Raw genomic sequence first — 26,657 nt, forward strand, 5'->3', positions numbered from 1 at the left:
TACCGCTCCTCAGGAGACAGGCCGTCTGTCGAACACGGAAGCCGTCCGCCGTCCGATTGGTGCGTCGATGCTCCTCGACTCCTCCTGGCAAGTCCCACGCGATACCTGCGATGCCGCCCCGTGCCGCGTCGAGTACGAACTGCATGCGGTTCGATACGAGGTGGACGCGGCAGACGTCGCCGACATCCCGTTCGAGCACTGCGACCCCGTACGAGCCTTCCCCGCATGGCCGGGGAAGCGCCACTACTCGGGGCTGCTGTGGCTGGAGAGTCTTGGCAAGCACGTCGGGTTCGAGTCGTTCACGGAGCGGACCTGCTTGATGGAACTCGATCGAGATCCCGAGGTCACGGCTGTCTCGAGCCAGCCGATGTGGATCCGCTGGGGCGACGATTCGCCGCGAGGGCATGCGCCCGACTACTTCGCGCGGCTTCGTGATGGCCGTGCAGCTGTGATTGACGTACGCCCACTGCAACTGATCGATGACGACGCGCGTCGTCAGTTCGATCGGACGGCGGCGTTCTGCCGCGATCGGGACTGGAAGTATGTCGTGTTCGCGCCCGATGCGCAGGTTCATGACGCGAACCTCCGCTTTCTCCTGAGGTACCGCGACGCGCAGTGGCGGGCGACAGACGTGCCGGAGCAAGTTCGCGGATTCCGGGGGACGATCCGTGAGTTGGCTGGACGGCTGAGCGATGGTGACGAGGTCGACCACCTGGCGTTGTGTTTCGCCCTGATCTGGTCTGGGGTGCTGATCGCCGATCTCGACACTCCGCTGTCACTACGAACGCACGTGCGGTGGAGGGAGACCGGATGAAGGCAATGGCAGGCTCGCGCATCCGTTGGCGCGGCACCGAGTACGAAGTCGTGATGATCCAGGAGATGTCCGCGCTGTTGCGCCATCCAGGCGGCGGCGAAGTCGAGGTCTCCGTTGACGAACTCAACCGCGCCGCCGAGCCCGTCGCCACGAGACGGCTCCACGCCTTGCGCGACGTCTTCGTCGACGGAGACGAACTCGCACCGGAGCTGCGCATCTGGCAAGAAGCGATCGAGAGGATACGCGGCGCAAGCGATGCGTTTGGGCTGAAGGACAAGGCAGTCGCCGAGGAGGCCGCACGGCTCGCCGGGGCGCTGGGACGATCAGTCAGCCCGCGGACGGTGTATCGCCAGCTGCAGGCGTACGAGCGCGATGGCCTCCGCGGGCTGTTGGATCAGAGGAAGAGCGGGGCGGGTGCAGGGCGTTCACGTGGCGTTGATCCCCGCGTGGTTGTGATTCTCAATAGTGTGCTGGCGTTGCGATCTCGTTCATCGACCGTCAGCAAGGCGGCGATCATCGCGCAGGTCCGCCGCGAGATCGCTGCTGCCCATGGAGATGAGATCAAGGTTCCAAGCGATCCCACGTTCTACCGTCTGCTCGACGAGGAGGACCGTGGGCGATTCTCGTTCGGGTCGGCCAAGACCCGCGAGGCGCTCGCCCTGGCGCCGGAAGGTGAGTTCGGACGCCGCACGGCTCTGCGACCTGGCGAACAGGTACAGATCGACACCACGCGTTTGGACGTGATGGTGCGCATCGATGAGTCGACGATCGGCCGTCCGGAGCTGACGATCATGCTGGACGTCGCGACGAGGTCCATCCTCGCGGCGGTGCTGCGCCCGGAGGGCACGAAGAGCATGGACCTAGTCGTTGTGCTCGCCCGAGCTTTGGTGCCGTACGCGCGCCGGCCGGACGGCGCCCGGGAGACACGTCAGCTCGTGTCGACGGCGTGGGCGGATGAAGCACTGATCGAGCAGGAGCGCTTCGAACGGCTACGGGAAGCGCAGCCCTTCATCTTCCCGGAGACGATCACGACCGACCGCGGCCGCACATACCTGTCGCGACACTTCAGGGCGGCGTGCGAGACGCTGGGGATCTCGTTGGTCACGGCGGCCCCGCACACACCGACGGACAAGCCGCACGTGGAGCGTACGTTCGAGTCGATCGCCTCGTTGTTCCTCCAGTACGCGATGGGCTACGTCGGGCGCAGCGTCGAGCACCGCGGGCGTGATGTCGAGAGCCAGTCGGAGCAGCTGCTGACGATCGCTCAGATGCAGGAACTGCTCGAAGACTGGATCGCCGTCGAGTGGCAGAACCGGAGCCACGACGGGCTGCGCGACCCATTGCATCCGACGATCATGCTGACGCCGAACGAGATGTGCCGGGCCTTCCGTCAAGTTGCTCCCGAGCTCCATGTGCCGTTGACCCGAGAGGACTTCATTGCCCTTCTCCCCGTGGTTCAGCGGCGCATCAACCGGTACGGAGTGACCATCGATCACCGCGTGTACGACTCGAAGCGGCTGGCCGAGTACCGGCGTCGTGAGTCGCCTGCCAAGTCCAAGCAGGGGAGGTGGCCGATCCGGGTCGATCCGTACAACCTGCACATTGTCTGGCTGGAAGCCGACGGGGAGTTCATTCCGCTGCGGTGGGCGAACGACGTGCACGAGATGCCGATGCTCGGCGATGTGTGGCGGTATGCGCGTGATGAGTATCGCTCGGGCGGTTCTCGGCGAGATGACACGAGTGACCTCGTTGACGCCATGCGCGGCTTTGCTGCGAAGGGGAATCCCAAGGTCGCGGCGCGCAGGAAAGCGCGCGCCGCGGTCGTCGCGGCGGACCCGATGAACCCGACGAGCGTCGCGCGGAGCGAAGTGGAGGACGCGTCCGACCTCGCGCCGGCGATCACGGACGTGGCGGCACCCGAGGTGTGGCCGCATAGCGGCGGATTCGCGCTGACGAACGACGACATCGACGAAGTGCGAAGGAGGCTCGAGGAGTGAACGAGGTCTCGACTCTCGAAGGCTGGCGCGAGTATGTCGACGCCAGCTACGAACGACCGCTCCCGGTCGGTCGCGACGAACTGGCCGCGATGACGTTCGGCGACCGAGCGATCTACAACGTGGCGCGTGCCCGCTACTCGCAGGCGGGCGCGTTCGTGAAGACGCCGCAGTACCGTGCATTCCAGCGCGCGACGCGTGAGCGCATCTATCTCAATCAGAGTCGCCGCGTCGGCAAGCTCGGTCTGATCCTCTCCGGCGAGCCTGGGCAGGGCAAGACAACCACGCTCCTCGAGGTTGGCAAAGAGCACGAGCTTCGTCGACGTCACACGAACCATCCGGTCGCCGCGGACGGGAACATCCCTGTCATCTACGTGGCGGTGCCTGCCCAATGCACGGCCAAGGCGCTGCTGCAGGAGTTCGCGCGGTTCTTCGCGCTCCCGACTCTCACCCGGATGACGTACGGCGCCTTGCTCGACATGGTCGCCAACGCGATGCGACGGTGCAGCACCGAGCTCGTGCTGATCGATGACGTGCACCACCTCGATCTGCGATATCGGCAGAACGTGGAAGCGTCCGACATGCTCAAGCAACTCTCGGAACGCTGCGGTGGGACCTTCGTCTACGCAGGGATCGCGGTCGAGGCCACGGGGCTGCTGTCGGGCACACGCGAGGGACAGATCCGGAAGCGGTTCGAACTCCACACCGCGGGTCCGTTCAAGATCTCGAGCAAGCAGGGACAGTCTGATTGGGGAGATTTGCTGCTCGCGGTCGAGGACTCCCTCTGTCTGCTGCAGCAGCGCCCGGGGGCGATCCTCGCAGCGGCGAAGGCGCTGCATCGCCTCACTAACGGTGAGATAGGTCTCCTGAAGGACCTGCTGCAACTCGCCGCGTACCGCGCGATCGAGGACGGAAGCGAGGAACTCGACCTCGCCGAGTTCGAGCACGAGGTGGAGCGACGGCAGGCCAACAAGCAGAGCGCGCGGCTATGAGCGCCGCCCGGGCCTTTCCCGTCCGCGTCCGTGCGTTCGCGGGGGAGAGCCCGGAAAGCTACTTCCGTCGCCTGTGTGAGGCCAACGCCGTTACGGAACGCGACGCGTGGCTCGTGCTTCGGCATCAGGACCCAGCGCTCTGGTACGAGGTCGGGTGCCCGCTCGGAGCGCGATACGTCGCGGCCCTGGGCGGCTTGCCAGACGACTTCTTCACGTCCGTCATCGGCCTTGCCGGGGCCGCAGGCGGCGAGTCGATGGGGATCGCCGCGCGGGCGGCGCGACGAGAGCCATCGCCGCCGGCGCCGCTCTGCCGCCGGTGTGCTCGAGGCGAGGTGGTCCTCGCGCTGGCGCCGTCTGGCCCGATCTGCTTGCGTCACCGTCGGTGGGTAGCTCACGACATCGACACGCGTCAGCTGCCGCGCCACAACTCCGCCCAGCGCTGCTTGAACGGAACGCTCCGAGGTCGCGGGATCGGCTACCGGTCGTCTGCGATCGCTGCGACCCGCGAGGCGCTCCGCCGCGTGAAGGGTGAACGATTGCCGGCTCGCAAGGACGCCGTCGTCCCGCTCGAGGTCGAGATATCCGAGTTCCCCGACGTCGTGAGATTGACGGCGCTCCTCACCAGTGACGCCATGGTTCGTTTGCTCCTGAACGATGAGCTCGGGACGGCCACCCGCGGGATCGCGATCGCATATGTCGCTCATGTCTTCCTCGCTGGGCACGGCGCTGCCGACGCGATCGCGGCGATTCGAACCGCGGGCCGAGAAATGTCGCTCGGGCGCGGCATCCCCGTGATCGGGCCATACACGCGGGTAGCCGACCTTCCGGACTTCGCATCGGCGATCACCGGAAGCAACGACGGCATCCGCACTCGCCTTCTTCGGTTCCTGCAGACATCCGAGAACAGGCGGCTGCACACCCCGGCGAGCCGCCATGCATCCGACAGCGAGACCGCGCGTGTCCGGTAGCCACCAGGGGCAGCGTCCGCGTTCTCTGCTACGGGCGCTGCCGCTGCGTGTCGCACCGCTCAGTGGCGAAACGCCGGAAGGCTTCGCGGGGCGCCTTGCTGCGGCAAACGGACTGTCGTCGTCAGTGCTCAACGCGTGGTTGAGTCCCGCCGATCCCGCAGGCGTGGGCGGCGAGCCATGGACGCAGCGCCTGGAACGAGCGGCATCGCTCCCTTTCGGGTATTTCCAGCGTGCGCGCCGACGACACGTGCTGTTCGCGGCCTGTCACCACTCCGGCTGGCGTCGTGCGAACTGCGTGAAGTGCGACATCGTCGATACCCCACGTGCTGGCTGCACACGATGCACCCGCGGCGATTCGACGATGGTGTTCACTCGCGGCGGCGCCGTCTGCGTGAGGCACCGACGCTGGCGCGGTGGTCGCCTCGAGGTTGACCTTCGAGGGCAATCGGCCTATGCGCACGCCGAAGCGAGGGTGTCCGGATGGCTCTGGTTCCATGGCGTCTCCCTGCACACCGGCGAGCTCACACTCGCGGCGAACCTCATCAGCGCAGCCCTCGCTGATGATCCGGACTCACGTCGCGACGTTCGTCTCGAACAGTTGAACCTTGACGACAGCCCCGAGGTCTCTCCGCTGCTCCTCTATTACCCAGAGATCACCAACCTCGCCTGCGCGCTCACGGATCCTGCAGTCGCGAGCGCGCTCTGCACCCACCGAACCTCGCCCGAGCGGCAGGTGCAGATGCTCATCGCCCTCGCGGCCGGTGCCTGCGACGGTGCTCCAACAACGGAGTTGGAAGCACTTGCCCGCGCAGAGATCGACCGCATGCGCCTCGCACTCAGTTGCGCGTTGTCCATGCCGTCGTCCCGGACAGCCAACGTGCGACGCGCGCCGCGACCGAAGGCACTGATCGAAGCCGGACACCGACACAAGGCGGTGCTGATGCGACACGTCGACGAGGCCCGCGTCAGCGCTCCAGCGATCACGGGTGTCAAGTCGCCGCCGGCATCGCGGGTGGTCAGCCGTCGACTGTTGCTCGCTCTCCAACGGTCAGCTGGCGAGCGACGGTGACGCCTGCGCAGGCTGAATCAGCGGTTGCGCAGGTCGGGGACGTCGCCGGGTACCAGGTCCGTGAGCGGCACTTCGAGCACCTGAGACAGCGCGAGCAGCGACCGAAGGGAGGGGTTCGCCGGCATTCCGGGTCGAGACTCGCCCTTCTCGTACTTCTGGTACGTGTAGCGGGTGAGGCCGGCGCGGTATGCGACTTCCTCCTGGCTCAGTCCGGAGCGATCACGAGCCCGGCGGAGCGTCGTCGCGAGGCGCTGAACGTAGGCTCGCCAAGCGGCGTCGATGAGCTCGTTTCGCCGGACCACTCATCCAGCGTTGCGAGGTCGACAGATCGATCAGGCCTAGTCTGTATGGCATAATTCGAGAGGCCATACGAAACAATCCACTTGCCTTGCCGGACCTGTCCGCTGCTCATCTGCACGTGTGCCGCTGGTCCCGACGGTAGACGATCGCATCGCGGGATCGGCGTCCTGCGCGATCGCGAGTGTGATGGTGGCAATGGCATCAGAGCCCTACCCGATCTGGTGGAGAGGCGTTCCCGTGCCGCCACCTGCCCAGTGGACCTACGTGTTCGAACAACTGACGGGCGACGATTCGGGAGAGGAGTGGGCGCTGGCGGCCGCCATCTTCATCGCACAGACCCGGCGCCGCCTCGGCCGCGGCCCGACGTTCGCAGAACTGTTCGCGCATCTCCTCCCCGATGCGGACGGGCTGCCCGCCCCATTCCCCGAAGGGCTGACCTACCGCGAGCGGCACCTCGCTGTCTCCGGGTTCCGCGGCCACGCCACGATCGAGTGGCGCCGTCGCGGCATGATCAGCTGGGAGACCAGCGTGACGCGAAGCCTCCGCGTCGGTCGCGCCTTTCGCGAGCGATCGAAGCAGCGTCAGACCTCGAGAGCAACGTCGCTCGGCGGGGAGGGTGTCGAGCACGTGTCGGAGACCGCTGGTAGACACGCTCACGGCGACAACAGAGAGGGACACGGATGACACATGGGCGGCGTGCGACCGGTGATGGTCAGGCAACGTGGTCTCAGATGGCGGTGCGGGCATGACAGACGATGAACTTCCCGCCGAGGTGAGAGCCATCATCGACAGGATCGCGCCAGGATGGCCAGAGGTGCTGGACGTCAGCCCCGGCTGGTATCCACTGCTTGGACGGCTCAACGAGCGTCTCGCCGCAATCGCTCCTGGCTACGTCGTGCTCCAGTGCAAGTCGAAGTTCGGCTCGCTCAGCTTCCACGCGCAGCCGGCCGCCGACCCTCCGATCCACGTCGACGAGTTCAGCGATGTCATCCGCGACGCCGAGTGGGAGAGCATCGAGACCTGCGAAGAGTGCGGAGCGCCCGCGAAGCAGTACGTGATCAGGCTTTGGGTCGTGACGCTGTGTGATCAACACGCAGAGGCCGCCCGGCTCGCTGAGGCTCCGGATGGGGCGCGATCCGACCCTTGATGCCCACGACCCTCGGTCAGCCCTCGGCGGGATGCGGGCCTTAGGGCTTATGGCTGCTCTGCGCGAACGGCGGCGCGGAAGCGGGACATGAGGACCGAGGTATCTACCCATCCGGCGAGTTCCGACGTCTGCTGGAGCCAGCGCCCGCGGAACGCGCGCGCATAGCGCAGGCTGCCACGCAGGCCGCGGATGATCGCGAGCCGCACGCGAAGCGGCTTCTGCTGGTTGCGGTTGAAGAACCGCAGGCGCGTGAGGATCTGCTCCGTTGCCGCGTAGACGCCGAACAAGTACGCGAAGGGCATCAGGACGGCAGGGAGCCAGATCGACATCGCAAACGTGCGCGCGACGAGGGCCCAGTCGACCGTGGGGGCGTTCTGCACGAGCCAAACCGTCGTCCAGAGGAGCATGGCCAATCCGATCAACAGCCGAAGGAAGTCCGCGACGCGGGCGACGACATGCAACCTCTCCTCTTGTGCACGCGGGACCGCGGCGAGCACGGAGAGAACGATGACGAGCAGCTGGAGAATAAACTCCGCCCACCACGCGAATGACGCGAGGTTCACATACAGTGCGACGAACGCAGCGACGCCGAGTGCGTCGATGGCCGCGCGGCGCACGATCGCGTCGCCATCGGGCGCGGTGATCGCCCGGTAGAGCATCGGGACTGCGAGAGTGACCATCACGAGGAAGGTGTCCTTGCTCATCTCCACGCTCCACATGCCGAGAAGCCAGGCGCCCACGATCCATGGCGTGGCATACGCAAGGTAGAGAGCCAGAGGGATCCAGAGCCGTCCCATGAAGAACGTCTTCACCACGGTCCACAGGTGTGGTCGCACCGTTCGGACGCTGAGGATGAGGACGAGCACGCCGATCAGGATGATCAACGTAGCAACTTCACGCTCGCTCAATGCCATGAAGCAATGCTGGCGGATGCAGCTGCGAGGCGCCGTGCATGTCAGGTCGACGAGCGCGTCGCAGACATGCCGACGTTGCCCGCTGCGGGGCGTTGGTGGGTGCTCGGAGTTCTGCGCGTGACGATGCGCTCACGAGAGGTGTGCTCGACGACGGGGGTCGATGCGATCTCCCCGACGGCGGCGAGTCTGATGTCGGCGTCCGACGCCTCAGCTTCTGTCCGACCCCCTCGATAGCATTGGCGACAAGCGGCCGGGATCCCGGACCCGCGGTCTGGATGCGTGCAGTTCCGCGGTTGTTCCCGCCGAAAAGCAGTGTGAGAACAGGACATCGTCATGGCGAGACTCAACCTCAAGGCCGTCGAGGAGCGCGTCGCTCCGCTGGCCGGTCGCGAGAGCTACGACCGCGAGTTCGTCTTCGATCTGCTACTCGCCTACGGCAAGCCGCAGAGCAGCGTCACGCGCCTGCGCAACGGGGACCTGAACGTCGCAGCTGACCCTGCGGGCGAGGTCGCGCAGAAGAAGGTCGTCTACTTCAAGGAGACGACCGGCGACCCGCTTGAGATCCTCGAAGAGCTGAAGACCTCGCCGGACGTGGTGCGGTTCAGCACGCGCTTCGTGATCGTCACCGACTACTCAGAGCTGGTCGCGCACGACATCCAGACCGGCGAGACGATCGGCTTCCCGATCCGCGAGATCGACCAGCACTTCACCTTCTTCCTCCCCTGGGCTGGCATGGAGAAGGCGCAGTACATCGCAGAGGCGCACGCCGACGTGAAGGCCGCCGAGCGCATGGGCAAGCTCTTCGATGAGCTCCTGCACGCGAACCCCGGCCTGCTCGAGCAGCCGCACGGCCGGCACGCGCTCAACCTGTTCTTCACGCGCCTACTGTTCTGCTTCTTCGCCGAGGACACCGGCATCTTCGCGGAGAACCAGTTCACCAACGCGGTCGGATCGCACACGCTTGCGGACGGTTCCGACACCGCCGCGTTCCTAACCGACCTGTTCACGGCGCTCGACACCGCGAGACCGGCGGACAAGCCGAATCACCTCGCGGCGTTCCCGTACGTCAACGGCCGGCTCTTCACGATGTCGCCGGACCACGTGGTGCCCGCGTTCACGAAGGGCGCGCGCGAGGAGTTGATCAGCGCCGGCAAGCTGATCTGGCGCGAGATCAATCCCGACATCTTCGGCTCGATGTTCCAAGCGATCGTCACCCCGGGCAAGCGCAGCGATCTCGGCCAGCACTACACCTCGGTGCCGAACATCCTGAAGACCATCGAGCCGCTGTTCATGGATCCTCTGAAGGACCAACTCGACGCCGGCAACGACTCGGTGAAGAAGTTGGAGGCGCTGCTCGAACGCATCAGCGCGATCAAGGTCTTCGACCCGGCGTGTGGCTCGGGCAACTTCCTGGTCATCGCGTACAAGGAGCTGCGCCGGCTCGAGCACGCGATCCTCGAGCGCCTGGCCGAGCTGGACGACAAGCACCGTGTGCTGTTCGCGGAGTCGAAGATCAACATCGAGAACTTCTTCGGCATCGAGATCGACGACTTCGCCGTCGAGGTCGCGATCCTCTCGCTGTGGATCGCGAAGCACCAGATGAACTCCGAGTTCAAGGACAAGTTCGGCGTCTCGATCCCGCTGATTCCGCTGAAGGAGACCGGTCAGATCAAGCAGGGCAACGCGACTCGCGTCGACTGGAACGAGGTCTGCCCGAACGACGGCGGCGAGATCTATCTGATCGGCAATCCGCCGTACAAGGGCGGCAAGTCGCAGGGCAAGGAGATGAAGGCCGACTACCCCTTCGTGTTCGGGAAGCGGCCATACTCGAAGGACCTCGACTACATCGCCCTCTGGTTCGTCAAGGGTGCCGACTACATCGAGGGTACGCCTGCGGAGCTGGCGTTCGTCACGACGAACTCCGTAGCGCAGGGCGAACACGTAGGGCTGATGTTCCCGATGATCTTCGCCAAGGGCCTCGAAATCGGGTACGCGTACACGTCCTTCAAGTGGGAGAACAACGCCAAACACAATGCTGGGGTCACGGTCGCTGTAATCAACCTCCGTGCAGAGCGAACGGGGCAGAAGTTCATCTTCACCGACGGACTGCAGATCGAGGCGAAGAACATCAACGGGTATCTGGCGGATGCGTCCTCCGTCTTCATCTATCGCCGCACAGGAGTGCTTAGTCCTTCTCTGCCGCGAATGGTCCTCGGGTCTATGCCAAAGGACGGCGGGCATCTGATCCTCGACGCGGCGGAGCGCAGCCGCGCGGTCGAGATGGACCCTGAGTCGGACAAGTACCTCAAGCAGTACGTGGGGTCGGCAGAGTTCATCAACGACATCCAGCGATTTTGTGTCTGGGTCTCCGACGCCGAGTTGACCTCGGCGAAGCAGATCGGACCAATCGCCACTCGACTCGACGCGGTGGCCGAGTGGCGAGACGGTCGGGACGAAGCCGGAGTCCGTGCATTTGCCGCGTTCCCCAACCGGTTCAAGCAGGTCGCGTATAAGGCGACTGAATCGATCATCGTGCCGCGCGTGTCTTCGGCGCGACGCGAGTACGTTCCCATCGGCTATCTCGGAGAGAACGCTGTGATCTCCGATGCTGCCAACGCGGTCTACAACGCAGAGCCATGGATCTTCGCCCTGCTCACATCGCAGATCCACATGGCCTGGCTCGCCGCAGTCGGCGGTCGAATGAAGACGGACTACCGCTACGGCGCGTACATCGTTTACAACAACTTCCCAGTCCCGCCGCTGTCGGACGCCGTGAAGGAGAAGCTCACAGTCGCTGCGCTGCGCGTTCTGGACGTACGGGAGTACCACTGCGAGCAGACGCTTGCAGAGCTCTACGACCCCGACAAGATGCCCGACGACCTGCGCGAGGCGCACGCCGCGGTCGACACGTTGGTCGACTCGATCTACTCCAAGAAGCCGTACGAGACGGACGAGCAGCGGCTCTCGGACCTGTTCGCGATGTACGAGCGCATGACTGCCGAGGAGGCCGCGAAGGCTCCGGCGAAGAAGACCAGGGGGGTCCGGAAGTGAACGCGATCAAGAAGCCCGTCAACATCGTCAACGTCACCTACGCCCAGACCAAGGCGTCGGTGAACACGGATGCGCTCGGCATGCGCGAGATGCAGCAGCGCGTCTTCGCCCAGCGCGACGCCCAGCACCTGCTGGTGAAGGCCCCGCCGGCGTCGGGCAAGTCTCGCGCGCTGATGTTCGTGGCCCTGGACAAGCTCTACAACCAGGACCGCAAGAAGGTCATCGTGGCGGTGCCCGAGCGCTCGATCGGCGCGTCCTTCGCGCCGACTGCCCTGACCAAGCACGGCTTCTTCGCGGACTGGGAGATCAAGGAGTCGAACAATCTCTGCGACGCGGGCTCGTCGGCCGGCAAGGTCGACGCGTTCATCAAGTTCCTTGAGGGCACCGACGCGACCCTCGTTTGCACGCACGCGACGCTGCGCTTCGCCTTCGAGAAGCTCGCGCCGGAGGCCTTCAACGGCACCGTGCTGGCCATCGACGAGTTCCACCACGTCTCCGCCGACACCGAATCGAGCCGACTGGGCGCGCTGCTGCGCGACGTGATGAACGGATCCGACGCGCACATCGTCGCCATGACGGGCTCGTACTTCCGCGGCGACTCGGTGCCGGTGCTCTCGCCTGAGGACGAGGCGAAGTTCACCCCGGTCACGTTCAACTACTACGACCAGCTCAACGGCTACGAGCACCTGCGCTCGCTCGGTATCGGCCACCACTTCTACCAGGGGCGGTACACGGACGCGATCGTCGAGGTCCTCGACCTCGACAAGAAGACGATCGTGCACATCCCGAACGTGAACTCTGGCGAGTCCACGAAGGACAAGCTCGAAGAGGTCGGATTTATCCTCGACACCATCGGTGAGGTCGTCGACGAAGACGAAGACACTGGCATCATCAGCGTGCGCCGCAACGACGATGGCGAGATCGTGCGAGTCGCGGATCTGGTTGACGACACCGACCAGAAGAAGCGCGGCGACACGCTGCACTATCTGGCGCACACGGCCTCGAAGGACCGCGACGCGGTGGACGTGATCATCGCCCTCGGCATGGCGAAGGAGGGCTTCGACTGGCCCTTCGCCGAGCACGCGCTGACCGTCGGCTACCGGGCATCGCTCACCGAGGTCATCCAGATCATCGGCCGGGTGACGCGCGACAGCCCCGGCAAATCGCACGCCCAGTTCACGAACCTCATCGCCGAGCCGGACGCCTCGCAGGGCGAGGTCAAGGTGTCGGTGAACAACATGCTGAAGGCCATCACCGCTTCGCTGCTCATGGAGCAGGTGCTGGCGCAGAACTTCCAGTTCAAGACCAAGAAGTTCGACGGCGACGACGTCAAGAAGCCCGGCGAGCTGAAGATCAAGGGCTTCAAGGAGCCCTCGACGGCCCGCGTGAAGCAGATCGTCGAGACGGACCTGAACGACCTGAAGGCGACGATCCTGCAGGACGACACCTTCGCCAAGGCGGCGGCCGGCTCCGTGGACCCCGAGACGACCAACAAGGTGCTGATCCCCAAGATCATCCGCGAGAAGTACCCGGACCTCACTGCGGCCGAGGTCGAGGAGGTGCGCCAGCAGGTCGTCGTGGACTCGGTCATCAAGACCGGCGAGGTGCGCGAGGTCGGCGACAAGCGCTTCATCAAGCTCGCCGAGAAGTTCGTCAACATCGACGAGCTCAGCATCAACCTCATCGACTCGGTGAACCCCTTCCAACGCGCGTTCGAAGTCATGTCCAAGTCGGTCACGCCCTCGGTTCTGAAGATCATCCAGGACCAGATCGCAGCCACACGGATCGAGTTCACCGAGGAGGAGGCGCTGGCGCTGTTCCCGAAGATCCAGAACTGGGTGAAGGTCAACGGGCGCCGTCCCGACGTGCGCGCCGAGGACCCGAACGAGAAGCGCCTCGCAGCGGCGCTTCTGTTTCTGCAGAAGCTCAAGCAGCAGCGCGAGGCCGAGAAGCGTGCAACGGAGATGGTGACCGACGCATGAGCACGAACGAGGACATCGGCCCCGTCGACTTCGTTCTGACCGACTTCCAGGCGGTTCTCGACGCCGACGTCGACGGCCTACTCGATGCGCCAGAGAAACCGCAGAAGGTCACGTCGTCCGATCGGCTCGAGCGAGCGTTCCTGGAGATCGCGGAGTTCTACCGGACGCACGGCCGAGTGCCGAGCCCGTCGACCCACGACATCGCGGAGCGCAAGCTCGGCGCTCGGCTCGACGGCTTCCTCGTCAGTGACGAGCGGGCAGCTGCCGTCAAGCATCTGGACGAGTTCGGTCTGCTCGAGGCGCCGCAAGCGCCGGCATCAATCGACGAGCTCCTCGAGGGCGACGACCTCGACGACCTGCTCGGCGACGACAGCGGCATCCTCGATGTCTCCGATCTGCCCGTTATGAAGCGTCCGGAGTCGCCGGACTCTGTTGCCCAGCGTGTTAAGTCTGAGGACTTCGAGCTCTATGAGCCACTGTTCAAGGCGAAGCATGCGGAGCTGGCCGATGGCACGTTCCAGCTGATGCCGTTCACCGGCTTGGACCTCATCCGTGAGGGCGTCTTCTTCGTCCTCAACGGCGTCATGTGCTTCGTCGCCGAGGTCGGCGAGGACGTGGACCTCGTCGTCGGTGGCAAGCCGAAGCAGAAGCAGCGGCTGAAGGTCGTGTTCGAGAACGGCACCGAGTCCGCCATGTATAAGCAGAGCCTGATGACGCGCATGTACGAGGCACAGGGCCAGGTCCTCGCACGCACCGGACATGACACAGCCGACATCCTCGACGGGGACGTGGAGAGCGGCCACATCTACGTGCTGCAGTCGCTGAGCACCGACCCGCTGATCGCGAACATTAAGGACCTGCACAAGATCGGCTTCTCGACCACGAGCGTCGAGCAGCGCGTCAAGAACGCCGAGACGTCACCGACGTACCTCATGGCCCCGGTGAAGGTGGTGGCCGACTACAGGCTCTACAACGTGAGGGCGTCGTGGCTGGAGCACCTGCTTCACCGGGTTTTCGCGGAGGTGCGGCTGGACCTCACTCAGATCGACAGGAAAGGCCGCGACTACGACCCGTCAGAGTGGTTCGTTGTCCCGCGGGACATGATCAATCAAGCAGTGGCGATGATCATGTCCGGCGAAATCACGGAGTACGTCTACGACATGGGAGCACAGCGGCTGACGAGGAGAAAGTCGTGAGCGCGTCGCCGATGGATGAAGACGACGGCGCGACGTCAACGTCAGCGGCCGAGCCCGTGATTTTTGAGGACGACGGGGAGTTCCGGCACGTCGACGGATGGAATTCGTTCCAGTTCGACCCGCCGTTGACGCACACTGACGCCCTGAAGCTCTCGTCGAGCGCACAAGAGCTCGGCTACCGCATGCTGTTCCGACGTGCTGACTACTCGATAGAACAGATCCAGCAGCAGTTGGTCGAGCGCGGGCCGGGGTCGTTCTTGAACATGGTGTGGCTGCAGGAAGACATTTCGCCGAAAGCGCCCGCGCCGACCGTCGAGCAGCGGATGGCCGCGCGCATGCGGAAGCTCGCCCCAAGCGACGAGCTGATCATCACCGATCCGTACTTGTTCACGGGTAGCCGAAAGCACGACAGTCAGGAGTACGCAGACTCAGTCGTGCGGATGATGACGCCCGCCCTCACGCCTGGGCTGCGCATCACTGCGCTGGTCAGCTCGTCGGGGAACAACCCGATCGTGAGGGCGGCAGTCCTCGATGGTCTGCGTGCTCAGGTGCAGAACCTAGACATCACGGTCGTCGAAACCGACGACTTCCATGATCGGTTCTGGATCGCCGACGGCGAACGCGGTCTGATCATCGGGGCCTCGCTGAACAAGATCGGCGGAAAGATCTTCTTCGTCGATGAACTCAGCCGCAGCGACATCAAGGCTGTGCTCGACGAAGTGGACGCAATAGTTGGCACGTGCGCATAGCCGGTTCGTCCTTCCGGCGCTCGACGTCGCAGCTGACTCTCGTCCGCGCGTGCTCGCAGTGGGTAGCGTGCGAAAGTGACGAACTCAGTAACTCAGGCTTGTCCTTGTCTTGATGCTCATCGGCGGCTGATGGATCTTCACGAAGACATCCATCGAGCGGTGGAAAACTACCAGGACGAGAATGAGTTCCGTCGCTGGCTGAACTCGGCTCTCCAAGACTCACGAGGCGTCACCTTCCTGCTGCAGAAGCGGAAGTCGAAGTGGTCTGACTTCGACTCCTGGTACCTCCCCTGGCAAGACGATGCGAAGGACAACCTGGTGCTCTCCTGGGGCGTCCGATCGCGCAATCGGATCGTGAAAGAGGAAGATCTCCGAACGTTCAGCCAAGCGATCATCAGCTATTTCGGTGAGCGGCTCCAACAGGCCGAGGACGTGCTCGCCGTACCTCCCCGTGTGACCGCGGCCGAGATCCTCTACGCGTTCCGCTACCTCATGGATGACAAGCCGGTCCGACGGAAGGGATGGATCCGAGTCCAGCGGCGGTGGGTCGACGATCAGCTACCGGACTATGAGCTTGTTGCGGCGCTGAAGGAGATATACGTGGGGGTTGCCAGAATCGTCCAGCGTGCGCACGAAGCGAGCGGCGTCGGTGATTGCCTCGCGCCGGCCTTCGCACGCGCGTGCGTGACGGCGAAGATCGATCCCGACTTGCGGTGCCTGGGTGATGGGAACCCCATCCCTGACGGGATCATCGACGCCAACACCGGGGAGATGATGCGCCTCTCCGTTGGACGGATGGAACGCGACGACTCGTCGATAGCTGTTGGCAAGCAGCGCTACGGCTATGTGCCGCCCCGCGGTAAGGACCCGCTCGAGCACGCCGAGGGCCGCATGGAGCTGTCCAAACGCTTCCTCGAGGCGGATGGCTACGCGGGACCAATGCTGATGCTGTTCCGCGGCATGGACGATCTTCGGCTCAACGGTCTCTTCTTCGGCTCGGACGAGTCGCGCGAGCTGAAGGTCGCCGCGACCGTGGACATGCAAGGCGCATGGCCGTTCGACGGTGCTGTCTTCGCGACCGAGGCGTGGATCGGCACGTCAAGGAACGCCTTCGTGGACGTCGCCGAAGAGGACGTGGCCGCGAGCGACACTGAGTTCTTTGATGCCGATCCGGTCGGAGGCCGAGGAGAAGCGCTCGTCGTGTACGCGCTCATGGCTGATGGGCGTTACCGAACGCTTATGCAGCCCTTCGCGCGTGTCGGCGACGGCATCGCCTACGGCGATCTTCGCGACGATGCATCGCCGGGCCTCATCCCGCCGTTCCTACGGCCGATCTGGCGTCGATGGCCAAAGTGGCGCGACGGGCCGCCAGTTCGGCCATGAAGTCAGCGTGCACCCTCGAACGGGCGCCCAGCCTGTGCACCTGTGTTCCGGGCAGGTGAAACTGATGCGAAGGCCTTGCTCGGCACCGGCGTCGAATTGACGAGCATGTATGACGCTGCTACGGTGTTTGTAGTACGCGATTACAGGAGGCTGCCGTGGCGATGTTGAACATCCGTGTCGATGAGCACGTCCGCGATCAGCTCAAGGCCATGGCTGACGCCAAGGGCGTGAGTCTTAGCGAGCACGTTCGTGACCTCCTCATGGAGTCGGTCGTGCCTGTTTCTGAGCGCGACGCGACGCACGGCGACGAGCTCGCCCCGGAGAGCATGCGGATCATCGACCGTCAGGTCCTCTCGCTGTTGCACCGCATCCTGGGGCGAGTCCTGCCCGAGGGCTCGAACGACGTTGACGGAGACGCTGCGGACCAGCTGAAGCGGGCAACCATCCTCGAGGCCGGCTACACCCGCGAGTACTGGCTCGAGACCGCCGGTTTCGAAACTGAGCTCTCGAAGCGTGACTGCGACCGCGTCTCGGACATCCTGCAGATGTTCCGGATCATCACGTTCAGCATCAACCATCTGGCCAAGGATGGGGTGGTCGTCGACCAGGATCTTGCCGAGGATCTCGAGTTCGCCGGCTTTGACCATAACGACTCTCTCGAAGGCCACATGGCGCGCTATGTCCGGTTCCAGATGGAGGACGACAGGTGGGGTGAGCTCCGGCCGCAGCTCGATCGGAATGACCGCGGCAACTCACACCGCCTGATGCTCGACACCTACCTCCGAATGCTGTCCGAGTACCGGCGGATCATGGACGGTCGAACGCGCGGCTTCAGGAGCCAGGACTACTTGCTGTCGCTTGATGAGCTGCGGCGGATCGCTGATGCGCAGATCCACCCGTCGAACCGCTCGGAAGCGTGACCCTCGTGGTCATCGGTGGCGACGCGCCCGTTGAGCTGCGCTAGACTGTAACGAAATCAGTGACACTTGGAAGTTCACTACAAGGACAACAAGCTCAAGAAGCGCTGCACAGACGAGCGTGAGATGCAGAAGTGGCGTCCAGATCTCAAGAAGAAGCTCAAGCTTCGCATCAAGGCACTTCAGGCCGCCATAGCGGTCGGCGACCTGCCCGAGGATGACCCCGGTGGAGATTGGCACATGCTCAGTGGTCCCCGAGACGGCATCTGGGCGGGGGAGCTCAGCGGGAACTGGCGGCTTCTGGTCCAGCCGAGCCCCCTGAAGAGCCTGAGCGCGGTCGAGGTGACCGTGATCGACATCGAGGACTACCACTAGAGAGGAGACGGCGGTGACCGACACCAACTACGCCGTTGCCCCCGGGGAGTACCTCGAGGAGTGGATCGAGGACAACGGAGTATCCCAGCAGCACGTCGCCGATCTCATGGGCTGCAGCCGCAAGCAGGTCAACGAGATCGTCAATGGGCGTGCGCCGGTAACCCCTGACACCGCTGTGCGTCTGGAGCGTGTCGTCGGCATTTCTGCGGCCGCCTGGCTCCGCTACGAGGCGATGTACCGAGCCGACCTGGCTCGGATCAGGGACGAGGAGAACCTCGCGTCCCACGTCGAGGAGATCGACCCGAACGCCATCGCCTACCTTCGAGCGCTGGGTGCGACGAAGGCGACCAAGCGATCGCCTGGAATGCTCGTGTCCGACTTCCTCGCGTTCCACCGGTGCGGCACGTGGGACGCGTATCTGCACCTGCACGAGTCGGCCTCGAAGGGCGATTACGCGCTGGCAGCGCTGAAGGATAACGGCTCGACGATCGCTCCGACGCTGCTGAGCACCTGGCTTCGGGCCGCCGAACTCACTGTGGGCTTCGAGCGGGGGCGAGGTTATGTCTTCGACGCGGAAGCGCTCCGCGCCGCGCTCCCGGCGCTCCGCGAGCGCGCAGCCACGCCTGACAGGCATCTTCTCGGCGACTTCCGGAGCATGCTGGCGGAGGTCGGCGTCGTGTTCATCATGGTCGAGCCGCCGAAGAAGCTTCCGCTTCTGGGGATGACCCGATGGATCGACAAGCGCGTGCCGGTCATCCAACAGACCGGCCGGTGGGGAATGACGGACGGTTTCGTTATCTGGACGCTCTTCCACGAGATCGGTCATGTCCTCAACGACCCGCGAGGCGAGATGCACCTCGAGTACAGCACTGAGAAGAAGCGGAATAGTTCTGCCGAGAGATCCGCGAACGCGTTCGCCATGGACGCGCTCTTCGGCGAGAAGGGGGTTGAGCACTTCCGCGGCTTGACTCGTGACCGCGATATCGTCGCCGCGGCGCGGGAAGCCGGTCTCGCGCCCGGAGTAGTGGTCCACCAACTCCATCGGAAGCGGTATCTGGACTACAGCTACGGTCGCAGCCTCAGCGTTGACCTGGCCGGCACCTTTCCCGAGTAGCCGCAGACGATGACGACTGCCTTCGGGACCGACTGGCGTGCAGATCTCGAGCGGATGGCGCTCGCGGTCGCATACGCCATCGACAATCATCCGCAGTGCTTCCTCGGCACAGCGATACTCGTCGAAATGGCCAGGATGCACGGCCTTCACCTTGAGCCCGCGGCCGTGAGCCTACTCGCACAGCGGCGCTCCACGGGCGCGGTCGTCGTGTCGGGGCATCTTGCGCACCGCCACTTCGTGAACGTTACGGGGGCACCTGCCGAGTTAGTGCCGATCGGCGCGCAGGTTGGTGACGCGGCGTTCGACGATGCGGGTCACATCGTCGCCATTGACCGGACGCGCGGCTTGCTGCTGGACCCGACGTTCGGGCAGTTCACGAAGGCCGGGATGCCCGACCTGGTGCCGGTCTTCCCGATCGATCTGTCTACTACAGAGTGGGCGCACGCAGCTCCTCAAGACGTCAACATCTTGTATCTTCACGCCCCGACCAATGCGGGCTGGCAGGCCGCCTACGCTGATGCTTCGACATCGGTGCTCGGCGTCGCAGCCGACATCCGTCGGCACCTCGCAGCAGGGGGTGAGCCACACACTCACGGCCATGTCTTCGACACCGGTGACAACTGATGCATGACCGCCTCGACAGTCGCCGAGCGGTGCGGCCTGGATGCAGAGGAAGGGAGAAGCGATGGACGTTCGAGTGAATCTCGAGTACCTCGACTATCTCGCGCGGCGACTCGACGAGTACTCTGCAGCATTCGATGAGTTCATGACGCATCATGTCGAGAACGCTGGATTCGGGGGGATGGCTGTTGGGCTCGCTCCGGCCGCCTTCCGTAAGGAAGGCGCTGATGTCGCGCGCGTCGCCGCGCTTACCGACGAGCTCAATCGCCTCGCTGGCACACTCATGGACCTGAGCAGCGTCACGAGCGTGCGGATCGCCGTGGAGGGTATCGGCGCAGTTGACCCGTTCGTGAACTGGCAGCGGATTCTCGAACCGAAACCTGTGCTCGACGCTTCCGTTGTCCGAGGATGCTGCTTGCAAGCTGCAGGACGGCTGGAAGGGCTCAGAGTTCGAGCTGAGGCACTTTCCTCGCCCACGATCGAGCCCACGCTCCTGCACCTCCTCGTGTGGGCGGCCGCTCAGCGACTTTGGAACGACGGCCATCTGCGGCAAGCCGTCGCCGCGGCGGCGGAGGCCGTCAACGGCCAGATGAAGCAACTCACAAAGCGGAACGACGCGAGTGATACCGCGCTTTGGCAGCAGGCGTTCGCGACTGGCGACGCACAGCCGGGCAAGCCTCGACTCCGGTGGCCTGGAAACCCCGACGATCAGGACGTCAAGACGATGCGCATGGGGCTGGTGAGTTTCGCTCCGGGTGTGAACATGGTGATTCGGAATCCTGCGACGCACGTCGCCGATGACTTCGTCGAACAGGACGCGCTCGAGCAACTCGCGACCCTGAGCGTGCTTGCGAAGTTCGTAGATGCGTGCGAGATCGAGTCAGCTGACCCGGGCGACGCTACGGAGAGCGGTGGATGAGTTGTCATCCCCGAACGGACCCGTGAAGGTCTCCGCTGACTCGGCATCGCGCTTGTATTACTTGGTATGCGGAACGATCTTCGCGCCGTAAAGGGAGGCCGTCATTGAGTACGACGTCTGCGCCGTGGTGGCTTGCACTCGTCGTCGCGACGGTGCCCACGCTGATCGCGCTGTCGGGCACGCTGATCGTCGCGAGGTGGCAGCACCGCGGCAACCAGGAGACCAACCGGATCGCGACCCGCAACGCCTCGGTCGCGGAGACCGCAGCTCGGAACGCTGAGCGGTCCACAGCAATCGCCGATCGCGCCGCAGCGCAGAGTAGACGCGCGGCGGACCAACTGAACTCATTTCGTCTCCACGACGACACGATGAGGACGCTCTACTGGGCCGCTGATCATGCGATCGTTCCGGACAGCGCGCGAGCGCTCCTCGGCCTTGAGGTTCTTGGCGCGCTTCTGGAGCAAGCCGAAGGTGATACCGATTATCGGGGGCGCAAGCTGGTGCAAGCTACCAGCGCGGCCGTCATCACAGTGGCGATCCCTACTTTCCTCTCGGTGCTGACCCGCGCCGTGAAGGAAGACGACGAGACTGGAGACGGGGTGCTGCGACTGACCTCGGTGGAACTGAACGCTGCGAAGTTGCTTCTCGCACACGGCCATGATCTCGACCAAGGCCTGCGCGCGGAGTTGGAGCGGCTCGCTCACGGTCGTGTCGGCAGCATGGTGGTGGTGCGAGAGCTGCACAGCGCGCGCCATCTAGATGCGCGGCTCGAAGCCGAGCGTGACCGGCAGCTTGCAATCGAGCGCTCCCGCCTCGCGGGCCCGAGCCTTGGCCGATAGCGCTGACGACCAACCGAATTGAAGTTGCTGTCATGTTTCGTGAGACAAATCGTCGTAGCCACTACCTCGCCTCCCGCGTGATTTCGGCTCTGATCCCTCTCACGCACTGCCAAGTCCCGTGAGAAGGGACAAGCGGGCGGTCAGGAAGCGGCGCTCACGGTGCCAGCGTGAGCACCTCGGCCGCCCCGTCGGTGATGGCGACGGTGTGCTCGCTGTGGGCGGTCAGGCACCCCGTCGCGCTGCGGAGGGTCCATCCGTCGGCGTCGGTGACGAGCTCGTCGGTGTCGGCCATCACCCACGGCTCGAGGGCGAGCAGGAGCCCCGGCCGCAGGCGGTACCCGCGCCCCGGTCGTCCTCGGTTCGGCACGTGCGGGTCGCCGTGCATGGTGCTGCCGATGCCGTGACCGCCGAACTCGGTGTTGACGGCGTAGCCCGCCTCGGTGAGGACCGATCCGATCGCATGGGAGATGTCGCCGATGCGGTTGCCGGGGCGTGCGGCGTCGATGCCCGCGAGTAGCGCGCGCTCCGTCGTCTCGATGAGCGCCGTGCTCCCGGAGGGGCGCTCGGCGCCGACGATGAAGCTGATCGCGGCATCCGCGGCGACCCCGCCCTTGATCACGGCGAGGTCGAGCGTCAGCAGGTCGCCGGACCGGAGCGCGTAGTCGTGCGGCATGCCGTGCAGCACCGCGTCGTTCACGGCCGTGCAGATCCAGTGCCCGAACGGCCCGCGCCCGAACGACGGGGCGTAGTCGACATAGCAGGAGTCGGCACCCGACCCCAGGATGAGCTCGCGTGCCCACTCGTCGATCTGGAGCAGATTGACGCCGACGGCGGCACGTCGGCGCAGCTCCTGCAGGATGCCGCCGACGATGGCGCCGGTGCCGCGCGCGGCCGCCAGCTCGCGAGCGCTCAGGATCTCGATCACGGTGTATCTCCTCCGGTATGAAAGTACCGGTCTGATAATACCGATAGACTTGCGGCATGATGGTCCGGCTGCCTCATACTCCCGAGGAGATCGCGCGCGGACGGCGCCTGGGCGCGGCGCTGCGCGCGGCGCGCGGCGACCGGTCGATCCTTGCGGTCGCGGGCGAAGCGGGGGTGTCGCCCGAGACGCTTCGCAAGATCGAGACGGGTCGCCTCGTGACGCCGTCGTTCGCGACCGTCGGCGCCGTCGCCGCCGTGCTCGGGCTCTCGCTCGACGAGCTCGCCGTGGTGGCCAGGGAGGGCGCCCCGGCCCGTCGCTGAGGCGCGCCGGTGGTCACACGGCGAGCCACCGCCGGAAGGTGTCGATCATGTCCTGGTGCGAGCTGCCGGGCACGATATGCCCCTGGTCGTGCCAGAGCACGCTGCGCTCGAGGGCTCCCGTCGCCCTCGCCACGATGCGGGAGCCGTGGTACTCCGGTGGGCAGAGCAGATCGTCGTCGGACATGACGAACCGCATGCGCTTGCCCGTCCACACCGACCCCGCGAGATAGGTCGGATTGGTGGCGCGGATCTTGTCCCAGTCGCCGTCGTACGCGGCGAGCACGCCCGTGCGTCCCAGCGCCTCCTCCTTCGTGGCGGTCTCCACGAGGTTGAGCAGCCCGTTCGCGCTGTAGAACCCGCGCTGGCGCGGCAGGAGGTTCCGCGCATACGCAAACGCCATGAGCGCCGCGCCCCCGGAGTTGGCGCGCGCGAAGCTCAGCCCGATGGGGAAGACGTTGTTCACCCACTTCACGACGCGCTTCTGGCGCGTGATCGCCTCGTCGTTGACGTACGTGTTGCCGCCGTAGCTCGGGCAGATGCAGATTGCGCCCTCGCGCAGGGCCATCTCCGCGTTCCACTTGTACGCCGTCGAGAGGGCGGTGTGGGTGGAGGCGTTGGAGTGGTAGTACCAGAGCATCGCCTGCAGGGTCGTGGCGGGCTTGCGCACCGCCGTGTGCGGCACGAACAGCCGGGTGAGGTCGCCGTCGATGTCGACGTCGATCTCCTCGTACGGCTGGCCGAACCGGCTGACGATGCTCGTGCGCGCGACCTCGCCGGGGAGTCGGCTGATCGGGCCGTCCGCGGCGTGCGCCGCACCCCCGAGGAAGGGGATGGCCGCCGCGCCGGCCGCCGCTCCGATGAGCAGCGAGCGGCGGGAGAGATGTGCCGGGCGAGACGATGTCGGGGCGGTGTCCATCGGGGGGTCCCTTCCTCAGACCGAGCTGACGCGGCTCAATCTAGGGATCCCGGGATGCCGCACCGGGGTGCGTAACGAGACCGTCACGCGTTCTCCATCCGGCCGTCGTCTGGCATGGTGTGCTCCGCGGGAAGCCGCCCCGGGCATCCTGGCGAGCAGCGGGAGCGAGCCGCTAGGTTATGCGCCGCTCAGGGGGTGGCGAGTCGTCGCGCCGCCTCGACCACGGCGGCGCGGTAGTGCTCATCGTCGGGGCTGAGGCCCGTGACCATGCGGACGACGTGGGGGAGGAGGGCGCCGTATCCTGCGAGCGAGAGCAGCAGGACGTGGAGCATCTCGGGTGCGAAGGCGTTCGTCAGCGCGCCGTCGTCCTGCGCCGCGGCGAGAGCCTCCGTGCGCCTCCGGTACATCTCGACGCGCGCGGACTCGTCCGGCACCTCGTCGGTGTAGGCGAGGGCCTCCCATGCGAGGAGTCGGATGAGGTCGGGTCGGCTCCGGTTGAACGCGACCAGCCTCTCTGCGAAGTCCGCGACCTCCTCGACGGCGGCGCCGGTGAACGCGACGGAGCCGACCCCCTCCGCCACCTTGCTCCGCAGGACCTCGGCGAAGAGCGCGGGCTTGCCGCCGAAGTAGTTGTAGATGCGCTCCTTGTTGACCGACGCGCGGCGGGCGATCCGCTCGATCGTCGTGCCGTGGAGCCCATGCGCGACGAACTCCGCCGTCGCCGCGTCGAGGATCCTGCCCTTGGTGGCCTCAGTGTCCCATGCCATGTCTTCCCCATTTCCAACGACTGCGTTGCAATCATGCCGCAGGATCCCGTATCGTCTTGCCCAACGGTATCGTTGGAGTTGAGCGGAGCACAGATGACCGGCCGTTCCGAGCGCACGTCGCCATCCGGGATGACGACTCGCCTGGCCCTCCTCTTCGCCGTCGCGGGAGGAGCCGCCGTCGGCAATCTCTACTGGGCGCAGCCCATCCTCGCCGTCATCGCGGTCGATCTCGGGGTGACCTCCGCGACGGCGGGCCTGCTCATCACCGTCACCCAGCTCGGCTACGCCGTCGGGATCTTCCTTCTCGTGCCACTGGGCGACGTCGTGGACCGCGCCCGCGCCATCCCGCTGCTCATGGTCCTCGCCGCCGCGATGCTGGCGGTCGGCGCGGCCGCGCCGTCGTTCCCCGTCCTCGTGGTCGCCCTCTCCCTCGTCGGCGTGACGACGGTCTCGGGGCAGTTCCTCGCCCCTCTCGCGGGCGACCTCGCGGCGGACGACCGGCGCGGCCGGGTCATCGGGATCGTCGCCTCCGGGCTGCTGCTGGGCATCATGATCGCGCGCGCGGTCAGCGGCGTGCTGACCGATCTCGTCGGATGGCGCGTGCTCTACGGCGCGGTCGCCGTGCTCATGCTCGCGCTCGCCGTCGTCATGCGGCGCGCGCTTCCGCCGCTCGCTCCGCGGGCGACGGCGCCGTACCCCGCTCTCCTGCTCGCCGTCGTGCGGACGCCCTTCGCGAGCCGGACAGCGCGGTGGCTCGTCGTCGTGGGCGCCGTGACGATGGCGTCGTTCACGCTGTTCTGGACGGGGCTGACCTTCCTTCTCTCCTCGGCGCCCTTCGGGTTCTCCGCCACGCAGATCGGGCTCGTCAACCTCGTCGGCATCGGCGGAGCCGTCGCCGCGCAGCGGGTGGGGAGACTCGCCGATCGCGGTCTCGCCGTCCCCGCCATCGCCGGGGGACTCGCGCTCGCGTGCGCGGCGCTCGTCCTCGCGGCGAGCGCACCCGCTCGGCTCGCGGTCGTCATCGTCGTGATCGCCGTCTACTCGGTCGGCGTGCAGTCCGCCATGGTGCTCGTCCAGACCCGCATGCTCGCGATCGATCCGTCTGCGCGCAGCCGGCTCAACACGGTCCTCGTCGTCGGCAACTTCCTCGGCGGAGCCGCCGGCTCGGCGCTCGCCGGTGCGCTGTGGGCCGGCGGCGGATGGTCCTCCGTCGCCTGGGCGGGAGCCGCTCTGCTGCTCCTGGCCCTCGCGGTCTGGGCCGTGCAGCGCCGCCGCGCCTTCGCGTGACGCGGGCTCGGTCGCGTCCTACGCGCGCACGTCGACGACGAGGCGCCCCGCGACCCGCCCCGCCAGCACGTCCTCGGCGGCGGACAGGGCGCCCGCGAGCGGGATGGTCGCGGTGGAGTCGTCGAGGACGGCGGGGTCGAGGTCGGCGGCGAGCCGTGCCCACGCCTCCTCGCGCAGCGCGGGCGGCGCGTCGACGGAGTTGATGCCGGCGAGCGTCACCCCGCGGAGGATGAACGGCAGCACGGTGGTCGGGAGATCGGCGCCCTGCGCGAGGCCGCACGCCGTGACCGTACCGCCCCACGCGGTGCGCGCGAGGACGTTCGCGAGGGTGCGGCTGCCGACCGAGTCGATCGCGCCAGCCCAGACGGCCTTCTGCAGCGGCTTGCCCTCCCCGCCGAGCTCCGCCCGGTCGACGACCGTCCGCGCGCCGAGCGCGCGGAGCCTCCCGCCCTGCTCGTCGACGCGCCCCGTGGAGGCGGTGACGTCGTAGCCGAGCCGGGCGAGCAGCGCGACGGCGATCGTCCCCACGCCTCCCGCCGCCCCGGTCACGAGCACGGGCCCCGAGCCGGGGACGACGCCGTGGCGTTCCAGCGCGAGTACCGAGAGCATGGCGGTGAATCCCGCCGTGCCGATCGCGGCGGCCCGCCACGGGGTGATCCCCTCGGGCAGCCGGACGACCGATGCCGGATCGACGCGGACGCGCTCGGAGAGCCCTCCCGGTGTCCGCTCCCCGATGCCCGCCCCGTTGACGACGACGGCATCGCCCACGCTGAACCGTCCGGCGGCCGACGCCACGGTCCCCACGGCGTCGATCCCCGCCGCGAGGGGCGGGGAGGAGATGATCCCGGGGCGTCCCGCGAGCGCGAGGGCGTCCTTGTAGTTGACGCTCGAGAACGCGACGTCGACGAGGAGATCGGCGTCGCCCGCCGCCTCGTCGGCCACGTGCTCGAGCGCGGCCGCGTGCGGGCGCTCCCTCGTTCCCGACGGATCGGCGCGGACGACGAGAGCACGGTGCGTCATCCCCTCACGGTACCTCTCTCCAGCGCGCGTGCGCGCCCGCGCGTGCCGCACGCCGACGGCGTTGTCAAAACGGGCGCG

26 protein-coding genes are annotated in these 26,657 nt (G+C 66.1%); 20 read left to right on the forward strand and 6 right to left on the reverse strand.

From position 1 onward, the window contains the following. Window positions 1–67: 67 nt before the first annotated feature. The 5 genes from ABD998_RS16080 to ABD998_RS16100 are packed head-to-tail and all read left to right on the forward strand — an operon-like array spanning window position 68 to window position 5,837. Window positions 68–814 (forward strand): TnsA-like heteromeric transposase endonuclease subunit, encoded by a 747-nt coding sequence (locus tag ABD998_RS16080; protein WP_345441455.1) that lies wholly within the window; start codon window positions 68–70, stop codon window positions 812–814. Further along, window positions 811–2,811 carry a Mu transposase C-terminal domain-containing protein gene (locus ABD998_RS16085; RefSeq protein ID WP_345441457.1) on the forward strand — a complete coding sequence of 667 codons (2,001 nt, stop codon included), beginning with the start codon at window positions 811–813 and terminating at the stop codon, window positions 2,809–2,811. The genes ABD998_RS16080 and ABD998_RS16085 overlap by 4 nt, the downstream gene beginning before the upstream one ends. Next, window positions 2,808–3,800: an ATP-binding protein gene (locus tag ABD998_RS16090; RefSeq protein ID WP_345441460.1), complete on the forward strand. Its 993-nt coding sequence runs from the start codon at window positions 2,808–2,810 to the stop codon at window positions 3,798–3,800. Before ABD998_RS16085 ends, ABD998_RS16090 begins: the two co-directional genes overlap by 4 nt. After that, window positions 3,797–4,768 (forward strand): hypothetical protein, encoded by a 972-nt coding sequence (locus ABD998_RS16095; protein WP_345441463.1) that lies wholly within the window; start codon window positions 3,797–3,799, stop codon window positions 4,766–4,768. Before ABD998_RS16090 ends, ABD998_RS16095 begins: the two co-directional genes overlap by 4 nt. Beyond that, window positions 4,758–5,837 carry a hypothetical protein gene (locus ABD998_RS16100; protein ID WP_345441466.1) on the forward strand — a complete coding sequence of 360 codons (1,080 nt, stop codon included), beginning with the start codon at window positions 4,758–4,760 and terminating at the stop codon, window positions 5,835–5,837. The genes ABD998_RS16095 and ABD998_RS16100 overlap by 11 nt, the downstream gene beginning before the upstream one ends. 17 nt (window positions 5,838–5,854) lie before the next feature. On the opposite strand, the gene ABD998_RS16105 is transcribed toward ABD998_RS16100, so the two are convergent. Further along, window positions 5,855–6,139 (reverse strand): helix-turn-helix domain-containing protein, encoded by a 285-nt coding sequence (locus ABD998_RS16105; protein WP_345441469.1) that lies wholly within the window; start codon window positions 6,137–6,139, stop codon window positions 5,855–5,857. Between the two features lie 193 nt (window positions 6,140–6,332). Here ABD998_RS16105 and ABD998_RS16110 point away from each other — a divergent pair, with 193 nt between their 5' ends. Beyond that, window positions 6,333–6,821, forward strand: coding sequence for a hypothetical protein (locus ABD998_RS16110; protein WP_345441472.1), 489 nt, complete (start codon window positions 6,333–6,335; stop codon window positions 6,819–6,821). A gap of 61 nt (window positions 6,822–6,882) precedes the next feature. Further along, window positions 6,883–7,284, forward strand: a complete 402-nt coding sequence (locus ABD998_RS16115) for a hypothetical protein (protein ID WP_345441475.1) — start codon at window positions 6,883–6,885, stop codon at window positions 7,282–7,284. Between the two features lie 47 nt (window positions 7,285–7,331). On the opposite strand, the gene ABD998_RS16120 is transcribed toward ABD998_RS16115, so the two are convergent. Next, window positions 7,332–8,198 carry a hypothetical protein gene (locus ABD998_RS16120; protein WP_345441478.1) on the reverse strand — a complete coding sequence of 289 codons (867 nt, stop codon included), beginning with the start codon at window positions 8,196–8,198 and terminating at the stop codon, window positions 7,332–7,334. A gap of 333 nt (window positions 8,199–8,531) precedes the next feature. Between ABD998_RS16120 and ABD998_RS16125 the strand changes: the two genes are divergently transcribed. The 11 genes from ABD998_RS16125 (at window position 8,532) to ABD998_RS16175 (ending at window position 21,344) form a co-directional block, all read left to right on the forward strand. Further along, window positions 8,532–11,249: a DNA methyltransferase gene (locus tag ABD998_RS16125; RefSeq protein WP_345441481.1), complete on the forward strand. Its 2,718-nt coding sequence runs from the start codon at window positions 8,532–8,534 to the stop codon at window positions 11,247–11,249. Beyond that, on the forward strand, window positions 11,246–13,231 hold the full coding sequence (locus tag ABD998_RS16130) for a DEAD/DEAH box helicase (protein ID WP_345441484.1): 1,986 nt from the start codon (window positions 11,246–11,248) through the stop codon (window positions 13,229–13,231). Before ABD998_RS16125 ends, ABD998_RS16130 begins: the two co-directional genes overlap by 4 nt. Continuing rightward, window positions 13,228–14,427 carry a GIY-YIG nuclease family protein gene (locus ABD998_RS16135; RefSeq protein WP_345441487.1) on the forward strand — a complete coding sequence of 400 codons (1,200 nt, stop codon included), beginning with the start codon at window positions 13,228–13,230 and terminating at the stop codon, window positions 14,425–14,427. Before ABD998_RS16130 ends, ABD998_RS16135 begins: the two co-directional genes overlap by 4 nt. Next, the gene (locus tag ABD998_RS16140; RefSeq protein ID WP_345441490.1) at window positions 14,424–15,176 is read left to right on the forward strand and encodes a hypothetical protein; all 753 of its coding nucleotides are present in this window, start codon (window positions 14,424–14,426) and stop codon (window positions 15,174–15,176) included. The genes ABD998_RS16135 and ABD998_RS16140 overlap by 4 nt, the downstream gene beginning before the upstream one ends. A gap of 75 nt (window positions 15,177–15,251) precedes the next feature. After that, on the forward strand, window positions 15,252–16,559 hold the full coding sequence (locus tag ABD998_RS16145; RefSeq protein WP_345441493.1) for a hypothetical protein: 1,308 nt from the start codon (window positions 15,252–15,254) through the stop codon (window positions 16,557–16,559). Window positions 16,560–16,720: 161 nt separating this feature from the next. Then, window positions 16,721–17,479, forward strand: coding sequence for a YfbU family protein (locus ABD998_RS16150; RefSeq protein ID WP_345441577.1), 759 nt, complete (start codon window positions 16,721–16,723; stop codon window positions 17,477–17,479). 66 nt (window positions 17,480–17,545) lie between these two features. Then, entirely contained in the window at window positions 17,546–17,851 is a 306-nt protein-coding gene (locus tag ABD998_RS16155) for a type II toxin-antitoxin system RelE/ParE family toxin (protein WP_345441496.1), read from the forward strand. 13 nt (window positions 17,852–17,864) lie between these two features. Further along, a complete protein-coding gene (locus tag ABD998_RS16160; RefSeq protein WP_345441499.1) occupies window positions 17,865–18,965 on the forward strand; it encodes a HigA family addiction module antitoxin in 1,101 nt (366 codons plus the stop codon). A 9-nt stretch (window positions 18,966–18,974) separates the two neighbouring features. After that, window positions 18,975–19,589, forward strand: coding sequence for a hypothetical protein (locus ABD998_RS16165; RefSeq protein WP_345441502.1), 615 nt, complete (start codon window positions 18,975–18,977; stop codon window positions 19,587–19,589). A gap of 73 nt (window positions 19,590–19,662) precedes the next feature. Next, complete coding sequence (locus ABD998_RS16170; protein ID WP_345441505.1) at window positions 19,663–20,505, forward strand: TIGR02391 family protein; 843 nt, start codon at window positions 19,663–19,665, stop codon at window positions 20,503–20,505. A 104-nt stretch (window positions 20,506–20,609) separates the two neighbouring features. Then, window positions 20,610–21,344, forward strand: a complete 735-nt coding sequence (locus tag ABD998_RS16175) for a hypothetical protein (RefSeq protein ID WP_345441508.1) — start codon at window positions 20,610–20,612, stop codon at window positions 21,342–21,344. 154 nt (window positions 21,345–21,498) lie between these two features. Here ABD998_RS16175 and map read toward each other — a convergent pair whose 3' ends face one another. Further along, entirely contained in the window at window positions 21,499–22,269 is a 771-nt protein-coding gene (gene map / locus ABD998_RS16180; RefSeq protein ID WP_345441510.1) for a type I methionyl aminopeptidase, read from the reverse strand. Window positions 22,270–22,328: 59 nt separating this feature from the next. On the opposite strand from map, the gene ABD998_RS16185 reads away from it, so the two are divergent. Continuing rightward, window positions 22,329–22,589: a helix-turn-helix domain-containing protein gene (locus ABD998_RS16185; RefSeq protein ID WP_345441579.1), complete on the forward strand. Its 261-nt coding sequence runs from the start codon at window positions 22,329–22,331 to the stop codon at window positions 22,587–22,589. Window positions 22,590–22,602: 13 nt separating this feature from the next. On the opposite strand, the gene ABD998_RS16190 is transcribed toward ABD998_RS16185, so the two are convergent. Continuing rightward, window positions 22,603–23,505 carry a hypothetical protein gene (locus tag ABD998_RS16190; RefSeq protein ID WP_345441513.1) on the reverse strand — a complete coding sequence of 301 codons (903 nt, stop codon included), beginning with the start codon at window positions 23,503–23,505 and terminating at the stop codon, window positions 22,603–22,605. A gap of 188 nt (window positions 23,506–23,693) precedes the next feature. After that, window positions 23,694–24,272 carry a TetR family transcriptional regulator gene (locus tag ABD998_RS16195; protein WP_345441516.1) on the reverse strand — a complete coding sequence of 193 codons (579 nt, stop codon included), beginning with the start codon at window positions 24,270–24,272 and terminating at the stop codon, window positions 23,694–23,696. A gap of 129 nt (window positions 24,273–24,401) precedes the next feature. Here ABD998_RS16195 and ABD998_RS16200 point away from each other — a divergent pair, with 129 nt between their 5' ends. Further along, entirely contained in the window at window positions 24,402–25,559 is a 1,158-nt protein-coding gene (locus ABD998_RS16200; RefSeq protein ID WP_345441519.1) for an MFS transporter, read from the forward strand. Between the two features lie 18 nt (window positions 25,560–25,577). On the opposite strand, the gene ABD998_RS16205 is transcribed toward ABD998_RS16200, so the two are convergent. Next, a complete protein-coding gene (locus tag ABD998_RS16205; protein ID WP_345441522.1) occupies window positions 25,578–26,579 on the reverse strand; it encodes an MDR family oxidoreductase in 1,002 nt (333 codons plus the stop codon). Window positions 26,580–26,657: the final 78 nt, after the last annotated feature.

It is taken from the genome of Microbacterium gilvum, from assembly GCF_039543865.1.
GTDB classification, from domain to species: domain Bacteria; phylum Actinomycetota; class Actinomycetes; order Actinomycetales; family Microbacteriaceae; genus Microbacterium; species Microbacterium gilvum.